10 protein-coding genes are annotated in these 9,699 nt (G+C 58.2%); 3 read left to right on the forward strand and 7 right to left on the reverse strand.

Features of this window, described 5'->3' with window-relative positions:
- Nucleotides 1-41 precede the first annotated feature (41 nt).
- A complete protein-coding gene (gene metG, locus LDK53_RS18130; protein ID WP_045285178.1) occupies nt 42-2,075 on the forward strand; it encodes a methionine--tRNA ligase in 2,034 nt (677 codons plus the stop codon).
- Nucleotides 2,076-2,185: 110 nt separating this feature from the next.
- On the opposite strand, the gene LDK53_RS18135 is transcribed toward metG, so the two are convergent.
- From LDK53_RS18135 to LDK53_RS18145, 3 genes are read right to left on the reverse strand one after another with little or no spacing between them, the layout of a single operon-like run.
- Nucleotides 2,186-2,656 carry a DUF1456 family protein gene (locus LDK53_RS18135; RefSeq protein ID WP_045285177.1) on the reverse strand — a complete coding sequence of 157 codons (471 nt, stop codon included), beginning with the start codon at nt 2,654-2,656 and terminating at the stop codon, nt 2,186-2,188.
- A 46-nt stretch (nt 2,657-2,702) separates the two neighbouring features.
- Nucleotides 2,703-3,422 carry a two-component system response regulator BtsR gene (btsR, locus tag LDK53_RS18140; RefSeq protein WP_225287751.1) on the reverse strand — a complete coding sequence of 240 codons (720 nt, stop codon included), beginning with the start codon at nt 3,420-3,422 and terminating at the stop codon, nt 2,703-2,705.
- The gene (locus LDK53_RS18145; protein ID WP_045285176.1) at nt 3,416-5,101 is read right to left on the reverse strand and encodes a sensor histidine kinase; all 1,686 of its coding nucleotides are present in this window, start codon (nt 5,099-5,101) and stop codon (nt 3,416-3,418) included. The genes btsR and LDK53_RS18145 overlap by 7 nt, the downstream gene beginning before the upstream one ends.
- Before the next feature lie 217 nt (nt 5,102-5,318).
- Here LDK53_RS18145 and mlrA point away from each other — a divergent pair, with 217 nt between their 5' ends.
- Nucleotides 5,319-6,059: an HTH-type transcriptional regulator MlrA gene (mlrA, locus tag LDK53_RS18150; RefSeq protein WP_025760012.1), complete on the forward strand. Its 741-nt coding sequence runs from the start codon at nt 5,319-5,321 to the stop codon at nt 6,057-6,059.
- Nucleotides 6,060-6,128: 69 nt separating this feature from the next.
- Nucleotides 6,129-6,242, forward strand: coding sequence for a protein YohO (locus LDK53_RS18155; RefSeq protein ID WP_010433613.1), 114 nt, complete (start codon nt 6,129-6,131; stop codon nt 6,240-6,242).
- On the opposite strand, the gene LDK53_RS18160 is transcribed toward LDK53_RS18155, so the two are convergent.
- The 4 genes from LDK53_RS18160 to LDK53_RS18175 form a co-directional block, all read right to left on the reverse strand.
- On the reverse strand, nt 6,217-6,954 hold the full coding sequence (locus LDK53_RS18160; protein WP_225287752.1) for an ABC transporter permease: 738 nt from the start codon (nt 6,952-6,954) through the stop codon (nt 6,217-6,219). The two genes, LDK53_RS18155 and LDK53_RS18160, sit on opposite strands and share 26 nt — an antisense overlap.
- Nucleotides 6,938-7,888, reverse strand: coding sequence for an ABC transporter ATP-binding protein (locus LDK53_RS18165; protein ID WP_059386707.1), 951 nt, complete (start codon nt 7,886-7,888; stop codon nt 6,938-6,940). Before LDK53_RS18165 ends, LDK53_RS18160 begins: the two co-directional genes overlap by 17 nt.
- The gene (locus LDK53_RS18170; RefSeq protein ID WP_225287753.1) at nt 7,881-9,038 is read right to left on the reverse strand and encodes an ABC transporter permease; all 1,158 of its coding nucleotides are present in this window, start codon (nt 9,036-9,038) and stop codon (nt 7,881-7,883) included. The genes LDK53_RS18165 and LDK53_RS18170 overlap by 8 nt, the downstream gene beginning before the upstream one ends.
- 12 nt (nt 9,039-9,050) lie before the next feature.
- Nucleotides 9,051-9,699 (reverse strand): glycine betaine ABC transporter substrate-binding protein (locus tag LDK53_RS18175; RefSeq protein WP_225287754.1); only part of this gene is annotated, 649 nt, incomplete at its 5' end.

The raw sequence follows: 9,699 nt of genomic DNA on the forward strand, positions 1-9,699 counted from the left end.
ATCAAAAACCCTTTTCACAGTTGAAAGAAGTAATGCCTACTATGACTCAAGTCGCGAAGAAAATTCTGGTAACGTGCGCACTGCCGTACGCCAACGGCTCAATCCACCTCGGCCACATGCTGGAGCATATCCAGGCTGATGTCTGGGTCCGTTACCAGCGAATGCGCGGCCACGAGGTTAACTTCATCTGTGCGGACGATGCCCACGGTACGCCGATCATGCTGAAAGCGCAGCAGCTGGGGATTTCCCCGGAGCAGATGATTGCCGAAATGAGTCAGGAGCATCAAACTGATTTTGCTGGCTTTGACATCAGCTATGACAACTATCACTCCACGCACAGCGACGAGAACCGCGAGCTGTCGGAGCTTATCTACACCCGTCTGAAAGAGAACGGTTTTATTAAAAACCGCACCATCTCTCAGCTGTACGATCCGGAAAAAGGCATGTTCCTGCCGGACCGTTTCGTCAAAGGCACCTGCCCGAAATGTAAATCCCCGGACCAGTACGGCGATAACTGCGAAGTGTGCGGCGCGACCTACAGCCCGACCGAGCTTATCGAGCCAAAATCGGTGGTTTCAGGCGCCACGCCTGTAATGCGTGACTCCGAGCACTTCTTCTTCGATCTGCCGTCCTTCAGCGAAATGCTGCAGGCGTGGACCCGCAGCGGCGCGCTGCAGGAGCAGGTGGCGAACAAGATGCAGGAGTGGTTCGAATCCGGTCTGCAGCAGTGGGATATCTCCCGCGATGCGCCATACTTCGGCTTCGAAATTCCGAACGCACCGGGCAAGTATTTCTACGTCTGGCTGGATGCGCCAATCGGCTACATGGGTTCCTTCAAGAACCTGTGCGACAAGCGTGGCGACACCGTCAGCTTCGACGAATACTGGAAGAAAGATTCCACGGCCGAGTTGTACCACTTCATCGGCAAAGACATCGTTTACTTCCACAGCCTGTTCTGGCCGGCCATGCTGGAAGGCAGCAACTTCCGCAAGCCAACCAACCTGTTCGTGCATGGCTACGTAACCGTCAACGGCGCGAAGATGTCCAAGTCCCGCGGGACATTCATTAAAGCCAGCACCTGGCTGAACCACTTCGACGCGGACAGCCTGCGCTATTACTACACCGCGAAGCTCTCTTCGCGCATCGACGATATCGACCTGAATCTGGAAGATTTCGTGCAGCGCGTGAACGCGGACATCGTTAACAAGGTAGTGAACCTGGCGTCCCGTAACGCAGGATTTATCGCCAAACGCTTTGACGGCGTGCTTTCTGCCGAACTGGCCGATCCTGAGCTGTATAAAACCTTCACCGATGCCGCCGCTGCGATTGGCGAAGCCTGGGAAAGCCGTGAATTCGGTAAAGCGATTCGTGAAATCATGGCGCTGGCCGATGTTGCCAACCGCTATGTGGACGAGCAGGCTCCGTGGGTGGTCGCGAAACAGGAAGGCCGTGATGCCGATCTGCAGGCCATCTGCACCATGGGGCTGAACATGTTCCGCGTGCTGATGACCTGGCTGAAGCCGGTACTGCCGCAGCTGGCAGCCCGTGCAGAAGCGTTCCTGAACACCGAACTGAGCTGGGATGCTATCCAGCAGCCGCTGCTCGGCCACAAGGTGAACACCTTCAAAGCGCTGTACAACCGCATTGAGATGAAACAGGTTGAAGCGCTGGTGGAAGCCTCTAAGGAAGAGGTGAAGGCGGCTGCGGCACCGGTAACCGGCCCGCTGGCTGACGATCCGATTCAGGACACCATCACTTTTGATGATTTCGCTAAAGTCGACCTGCGCGTGGCGCTGATTGAGAACGCGGAATTTGTGGAAGGCTCTGACAAACTGCTGCGCCTGACGCTGGATCTGGGCGGTGAGAAGCGCAACGTCTTCTCCGGCATCCGTTCAGCTTACCCGGATCCGCAGGTGCTGATTGGCCGTCAGACCGTGATGGTCGCCAACCTGGCACCACGTAAAATGCGCTTCGGCATCTCTGAGGGGATGGTGATGGCCGCAGGCCCTGGCGGGAAAGATATCTTCCTGTTAAGCCCTGACGAAGGCGCGAAGCCGGGTCAGCAGGTGAAATAACAAAAAAGCCGGAGAGTGTCTCCGGCTTTTTTTTGCCCGGCGGCGCTACGCTTGCACGGGCCTACTGGTTTTGTAGGCCGGGTAAGGCGAAGCCGCCACCCGGCTAAAAATCACGCCTTCGGGTTATGCACCCTCTGAGTCAGCCCGCGCAGGAAATTACGCAGAAACTGGTCGCCGCACTCGCGGTAATTTTTGTGGTCCGGGGCGCGCATCATGGCGGTCACTTCCGGCACGGAGACGCGGAATTTTTGCTCCGTCATGATCGCCACAATATCATCCGTTTTCAGCGAGAATGCGATGCGCAGTTTTTTGAGCACCGTATTGTTATTCACCCGACGCTCCAGTGCCAGCTCTGGCGCAGAGTCATCTTTGCCACGCTTATCGTAGATCAGACCGTTCAGGAAGCCTGACAGAATAATGTCAGGGCAGCGCACAAACCCCTCTTCGTCTTCTTTGGTCATCCAGGTGTCGAAACCGGCTGAGGTGGATTCCATGTCTGACAGCGCAAGAATGCGCACCATGTCGTTATTGTTCGCTTTCAGGGTGTAGCGCAGGCTACGAAGAATATCGTTACTTAGCATAGAGCCTTCGAATGTCGATGATGCAATGGCGCGCAGTGTAGCAGTTTTACAGCCCAATCGCCTCTTTCAAACTCTTCAGGTAGCGGCGGCTGACCGGGACGGTTTGCCCGGCGCGCAGAACCAGCTCGGCCTGGCCGTTATCTTCCAGCCGGATCTCTTTCAGGTGCGCCATATTGACCAGATACTGACGATGGCAGCGGATCAGCGGCGTGCGGCTCTCCAGCGTGCGCAGCGTCAGTTCGGTGAACCCTTCGTTCCCTTCTGAGCTGGTGACAAACACGCCGCTCAGGCGGCTGCTGACAAACGCCACATCATCCATCTGCAAAAGATAAATCCGGCTGTGTCCGGTACAGGGGATAAACTTCAGCGGCTGCTGGTTTTCCGGCAGCACGGTGACATCCTGCGCGGTGCGCTCCTGGCGTAAACGGGTGAGCGTTTTTTCCAGACGCTTCTCTTCAATCGGCTTGAGCAGATAATCAAACGCGTGCTCCTCAAAGGCTTTGACGGCATATTCATCGAACGCCGTCAGAAACACGATGTAGGGACGATGCTCCGGGTCGAGCATGCCGACCATCTCCAGCCCGCTGATGCGGGGCATCTGAATATCGAGGAACAGCACATCCGGGCGCAGCTTGTGCACCGCGCCGATGGCCTCAATGGCGTTGGCACACTCTCCCACAATCTCTATATCCGGCTGCTCCTGCAGCAGAACGCGCAGGTTTTCCCGTGCCAGCGGCTCGTCATCCACAATCAGCACTCTTAACATGCGTTTTCCTCCAGCGGCAGTCGTACGGTAATACGGGTAAATCGGTCAGGCTCGCAGGCGACGGTAATGCCGCAGTCATCGCCAAAATGGGCGCGCAGGCGTTTATCCACCAGGCTCATCCCTAAACCGCCGGAGGCGGAAGGCTGATATAGCCCGGCATTATCTTCAATGTCCAGCACCAGATGGTGATTGAACCGGCTGGCGGCAATGGTTATCTGCCCTGTTCCCAAAAGCTGAGACGTACCGTGTTTAATGGCGTTTTCCACGATTGGCTGCAGGGTAAACGCCGGGAGATGCTGGTACGCCAGCTCGTCCGGAACGGAGAGCGACACCTGCAGGCGCGACTGGAAACGCGCCTGCTCGATCTGCAGATAGGCATTAACGTGCTCAATCTCATCGGCGAGGGTCACGATCTCTGACGGCCGTTTCAGGTTTTTGCGGAAGAATGTCGACAGAAACTGTACCAGCTGCGCGGCCTGATCGCTGTCGCGGCGGATCACCGCTTTGAGCGTGTTGAGCGCATTAAACAGGAAATGCGGGTTGACCTGGGCATGCAGCAGTTTAATTTCTGACTGGGTTAACAGGGCCTTCTGCCGTTCGTATTGCCCGGCGAGGATTTGCGCTGACAGCAGCTGGGCGATCCCCTCCCCCAGCGTGCGGTTGATCGAGCTGAACAGACGGTTTTTCGCCTCATACAGCTTGATGGTGCCCATCACCCGCTGATTTTCGCCGCGCAGCGGAATGACCAGGGTGGAACCCAGCTTGCACTGCGGATGCAGCGAACAGCGGTACGGCACTTCGTTACCGTCGGCATACACCACCTCGCCGGTCTCAATGGCGCGCAGCGTATAGGCTGAGGAGATGGGTTTACCCGGCAGATGGTGATCGTCCCCGGTGCCGGTAAAGGCCAGCAGCCGCTCACGGTCGGTTATGGCCACCGCGCCGATGTCCAGCTCCTTGTAGAGCACCTGTGCCACCTTCATACTGTTCTCTTCGTTAAATCCCTGGCGCAGGATCCCTTCGGTCGAGGCGGCAACCTTCAGCGCCGTGGCGGAAAAGGCTGAGGTGTACTTCTCAAACATGGCGCGCTTGTCGAGGAGAATACGCATAAACAGCGCCGCGCCCACGGTATTGGTGACCATCATCGGGGCAGCAATGCTGCCGACCAGATGCAGCGCATCGTCGAAGGGACGGGCAATCAGCAGAATGATCGCCATCTGCGCCATTTCAGCCACAAAGGTGATCGCCCCGGCGGTCAGGGGGCTAAAGACTTTATCCGGCCGGCCACGTTTAATCATGTAGCTGTGGACCAGGCCGCCGAGCAGCCCTTCCACGATCGTCGAGATCATACAGCTCAGGGCCGTCATCCCGCCCATGGAATAACGATGCAGTCCCCCGGTTAAACCGACGAGCCCCCCGACGACCGGACCGCCCAGCAGCCCGCCCATCACCGCGCCGATAGCGCGCGTATTGGCAATAGAGTCTTCGATATGGAGGCCAAACCAGGTCCCCATAATGCAGAATATGGAAAATACGACATAGCAGAGGAATTTGTGCGGCAGGCGTACGGTGACTTGCATCAGCGGGATAAACAGGCGCGTTTTACTCATCAGCCACGCAATGACAAGAAACACGCACATCTGCTGAAGCAACAGCAGCACCAGATTAAACTCGTACATACTCAAAACCGCACACGCTAAAAACGCGTAACATACACGGGTACGGCTCAACTTTCTTTGAAGCATCCCAAAAAAGCGCAAAATCGTGTCCGTTATCACACCTTTTTCTGAATATCGCGCATGCTTCGCATTGTTTGTTCAAAAATCAATCAACTCTTCCTGGTTCGGCAAACTGGGTCTACAGTTAAGCTGGGGACGCGTAAGCCAGGGGGCGAATATGGCGCTTTACACGATAGGTGAAGTGGCACTCCTTTGTGATATTAATCCCGTTACCCTACGGGCGTGGCAGCGACGGTATGGATTACTCAAACCGCAGAGAACGGACGGTGGGCACCGCCTTTTCAATGATGCCGATATCGATCGGATCCGTGAGATCAAAAGCTGGATCGACAACGGGGTGCAGGTCGGGAAAGTGAAGTCCCTCCTCAGCCACGACGACCCTGACACGCAACACCGCTGGCGCGAACAACAGGAAACCCTGCTGCGGCTCCTGCAGGCAGGCAACCTGCAGCGCCTGCGCGGATGGATAAAAGAGCAGGGTCGCGATTATCCGGCGCAGACGCTGATCACCCATCTGTTTATTCCCCTGCGTCGACGCCTGCAGTGCCAGCAGTCTACTTTGCAGGCACTGCTCAGTATGCTCGACGGCGTGCTGATCAACTACATTGCCGTCTGCCTTGCCTCGGCGAAGAACAAAGCCGGAAAAGATGCGCTGGTGGTCGGCTGGAACGTACACGACACCACCCGCCTGTGGCTGGAAGCGTGGATTGCCACCCAGAAAGGCTGGCGCGTGGATGTCCTGGCGCACTCCCTGGCACAACTCAGACCTGAGTTTTTCGACGGTCAGACCCTGCTGGTCTGGTGTGGCGAAGTGCCGTCCGCCACCCAGCAACAGCTGCTGGCGCAATGGCGTGAGAGTGGTTACCCGGTTTATTCCCTTGGCCCGGATGAGCCATAACGGCATTTAATGGTTCATTAACAGCTGCGCTTCACCGTATAATTGTTCTGTTAACAACAGGAGCAGATGATGAAGGCAACCAAACTGGCCGTTATTACCCTTTTTGTCCTGATGGCCGTAAGCGGCATCGGCGGCGTGATGCTGGCAGGGTACTCGTTTATTGTTCGTGGCGGTGTCGGCTGAGGTATTGCGCCAGTCGCTCAAAAAAGCGATCGACGACAATTGCCGCCAGCGCGACCAGCACCGCCCCCTGCACAATATAGGCCGTATTAAACCCGCTTAAGCCGATAATAATAGGCGTTCCCAACGTACTGGCACCGACCGTAGAGGCAATGGTCGCCGTCCCGATGTTAACGATCACCGACGTGCGGATCCCGGCAATGATAACCGGTGCCGCAAGCGGCAGTTCAACCTTGCGCAGCCGCTGGCCGCGACTCATCCCCATTCCTTCCGCCACGCTCAGTACGGACGCAGGTACTGCCGCGAGGCCCGCCAGCGTGCCCTGCAGCACCGGCAATACGCCATACAGAATCAGCGCAATAATGGCAGGCTGCTGCCCAAAGCCCATCACCGGAACCGCTATCGCCAGCACCGCCACCGGGGGAAACGTCTGTCCTATGGCCGCAATGGTCTCCACCAGCGGACGAAACTCCCGACCCGCAGGCCGTGTCACCGCAATACCGGCACCGGTGCCCAGCACCACCGCAATGGCGCTTGAGAGCGCCACCAGCCAGAGATGCGCCACGGCAAGATTAACAAAGCTCTCCTGCTGATACACCGGCCGCGGTAGCCCGGGGAACAGCGTACTAAACAGCGCCGCGCTGTGTGGCATCAGAAACAGTAAGGCGACAAAAAGCGCTACCAGCCAGAGGAGCGGATCACGCAGAGCCTTCACGCGCCACCTCCCCTGCCAGCAGATCGCGAAAATGTAAGGTACCGCATGGCGCCCCCCGGGCATCCAAAACGGGTAATACCTCGCACTGACGCGCGACAAACGCGGAGAGGGCATCCCGCAGGCTCATCTGCTCCTGTAATGGCTCGCCGCTCACCGGCATCTCTTCCCGACGCATATAGTCACTGACCGTCCGCAGGGAGAGCAGCCTGACACCCAACTCGCTGCGGCCAAAAAATTCGCGCACAAAATCGTTCTTCGGCCATGTTAATAGCTCAAGCGGCGAGCCCTGCTGCACCACCTCGCCATGATCCATCAGCACCAGATGGTCAGCCAGGCGCAGGGCTTCATCAATGTCGTGCGTCACGAGCACGATCGTGCGTCCGAGAATACGGTGAATGCGGGTCATCTCTGCCTGCAGCGCCCCGCGCGTCACCGGATCCAGCGCGCCAAAGGGTTCATCCATCAGCAGTACCTGCGGATTGGCCGCCAGCGCGCGCGCCACGCCCACGCGCTGCTGCTGGCCCCCGGATAACTGGTGCGGATAGCGGTCACGCAGCGCGGACTCCAGCCCCAGCAGCGCCATCAGTTCATCAACCCGGTCGGCGATGTTAGCCCGCGACCATTTCTCCAGCTGTAGTACGGTGGCAATGTTCTGCGCCACCGTCCAGTGCGGAAACAGGCCGATAGACTGAATGGCGTATCCCATCCGGCGACGCAGCTCCAGCACCGGCAGGCTGCGGATCTCTTCCCCGGCAAAGCGGATCATCCCGCTGTCATGCTCAACCAGCCGGTTGATCATCTTCAGCGTTGTGGATTTTCCCGACCCGGAGGTGCCAATCAGCACCGAAAACGCCCCCTCGGCAAAGTTCAGGTTCAGATGGCTCGCGGCCGGGCGGCCGGCAAAGGTTTTACTGACATCAAGAAATTCAATCATTGGCTCTTCTCCCGAGCAGCGCGAGCCATAAGGCAAACAGGGCATCGACAACAACCGCCAGCGCAATCGTGGGTACCACACCCAACAGCACCAGATCCAGAGCACTGCTCAGCAGCCCCTGGAAGACCAGCGCACCAAATCCCCCCGCGCCAATCAGCGCCGCGATGACCGCCATACCAACGGTTTGTACCGCCACCACCCGCAGGCTGCGCAGCAGCAGGGGCAGCGCCAGCGGCAGCTGGATCTTCCAGAAACACTGCCGCGCGCTCATCCCCATCGCATGGGCGCTTTCCAGCACATCCGGGGCGACCTGGCTTAAGCCCGCGACCACGCCGCGCACCAGCGGCAACAGCGCATACAGCACCAGCGCGATCAGGGCAGGCGTTAACCCCGTTCCGGCGATGCCCAGCGTTCCCAGCGCCGGAAACGACTTCACCAGCCCGGCCAGCGGGGCAATCAGCAGACCAAACAGCGCGACGGAAGGGATGGTCTGGATAACATTAAGCACGGCAAAAATACCGCCCTGACGTGAAGGATGGCGATAGCACCACATGCCCAGGGGTATCCCGAGCAGGAGCGCCGGAAAGAGCGTGCCGAAAAGAAGGGTCAGATGTTGCGCCAGGGCATCATCAAACACCTCCTGTCGGTTAGCGTACTCTTTTAACAGCGAAAGGTTGTTCAGCTCACCGCTGAAAAGCAGAAATAAGGGAATACACCATATCTGCGCATTAAGTACACAGCGCCAGACGCTACTTGCGATGAGTCGACGAATGGCGTCGCTGCAGGCCAGCAGACACAGCGCCAGCCAGAGCCAGAGGCCGCTGCCCACCGTGGTTCTCGCCAGCGGACTTTCCGCCGACGTCATATGCGTTGCCGCCAGCCCGGCTCCCCAGAACAGGATGATAAACAGCCCTTCAGCGAGGAGCAGCGTCAGCCACTGCGCCGTGCGCCCCTGCCAGAGAGAAAGGATCACCCACGCGCCGAGCGCCGACGCCAGACACCACGGCGTGAACGACCAGATTTGCCAGAGCGCTTTTCCTTCCCCCGACATCAGGCGGTTAGGGGCAACATTCACAAACGGTAGCGCGACTGCCGCGATGGCCACGCAGGCCAACAGCAGCAGTACGCGGTTATGACATTTTATCGGCACAGCCCTTTCCCGTTACTTCACAAGCCCTTGTTGTTTCAGGAAGTCGGCGGCCACTTTTTTGGCATCCAGCCCCTCGACGGCAATGCTGGCATTCAGCTGCTGCAGCGTTTTTTCATCCAGCTTTTCGAAGACCGGTTTGAGCCATTCTGCAATGTCCGGGTACGCTTTCAGCACCGCCTCGCGCACCACGGGGGTCGGGGCGTAAATCGGCTGAACGCCTTTTGGATCGGTCAGGGTTTGCAGGCCGAGCGCCGCGACCGGGCCGTCGGTGCCGTAAGCCATTGCGGCGTTAACGCCTGAGGTTTGCTGCGCCGCAGCTTTGATGGTCACCGCGGTATCTCCACCCGCCAGCGAGAGCAGCTGCGCCTGGTCAAGCTTGAAGTTATAGGCTTTTTCAAACGCCGGCAGCGCGTCAGGCCGCTCGATAAACTCCGCGGACGCCGCCAGCTTAAAGTCGCCCTTCTCTTTCAGGTAGCGGCTGAGATCCGCAAGCGTGGTCAGTTTACCTTTCTCCGCCACGTCCTTACGCACGGCGATAGTCCAGGTATTGTTAGCCGGGGCTGGCGTCAGCCAGACCAGTTTGTTCTGTTCCGCGTCGAGTTTTTTGACTTTTTCATACCCGGCGCTGGCGTTTTTCCATGCCGGATCGTTTTCATCTTTG

Origin of the sequence: Enterobacter sp. K16B (assembly GCF_020216105.1) — a bacterium.
Classification (GTDB): domain Bacteria; phylum Pseudomonadota; class Gammaproteobacteria; order Enterobacterales; family Enterobacteriaceae; genus Enterobacter; species Enterobacter sichuanensis.

Bases quoted from the DNA above. Each gene is read 5' to 3' on its own strand.
- metG (WP_045285178.1), top strand. From the start codon at position 42: ATGACTCAAGTCGCGAAGAAAATTCTGGTAACGTGCGCACTGCCGTAC.
- LDK53_RS18135 (WP_045285177.1), bottom strand. From the start codon at position 2,656: ATGCTAAGTAACGATATTCTTCGTAGCCTGCGCTACACCCTGAAAGCG.
- btsR (WP_225287751.1), bottom strand. From the start codon at position 3,422: ATGTTAAGAGTGCTGATTGTGGATGACGAGCCGCTGGCACGGGAAAAC.
- LDK53_RS18145 (WP_045285176.1), bottom strand. From the start codon at position 5,101: ATGTACGAGTTTAATCTGGTGCTGCTGTTGCTTCAGCAGATGTGCGTG.
- mlrA (WP_025760012.1), top strand. From the start codon at position 5,319: ATGGCGCTTTACACGATAGGTGAAGTGGCACTCCTTTGTGATATTAAT.
- LDK53_RS18155 (WP_010433613.1), top strand. From the start codon at position 6,129: ATGAAGGCAACCAAACTGGCCGTTATTACCCTTTTTGTCCTGATGGCC.
- LDK53_RS18165 (WP_059386707.1), bottom strand. From the start codon at position 7,888: ATGATTGAATTTCTTGATGTCAGTAAAACCTTTGCCGGCCGCCCGGCC.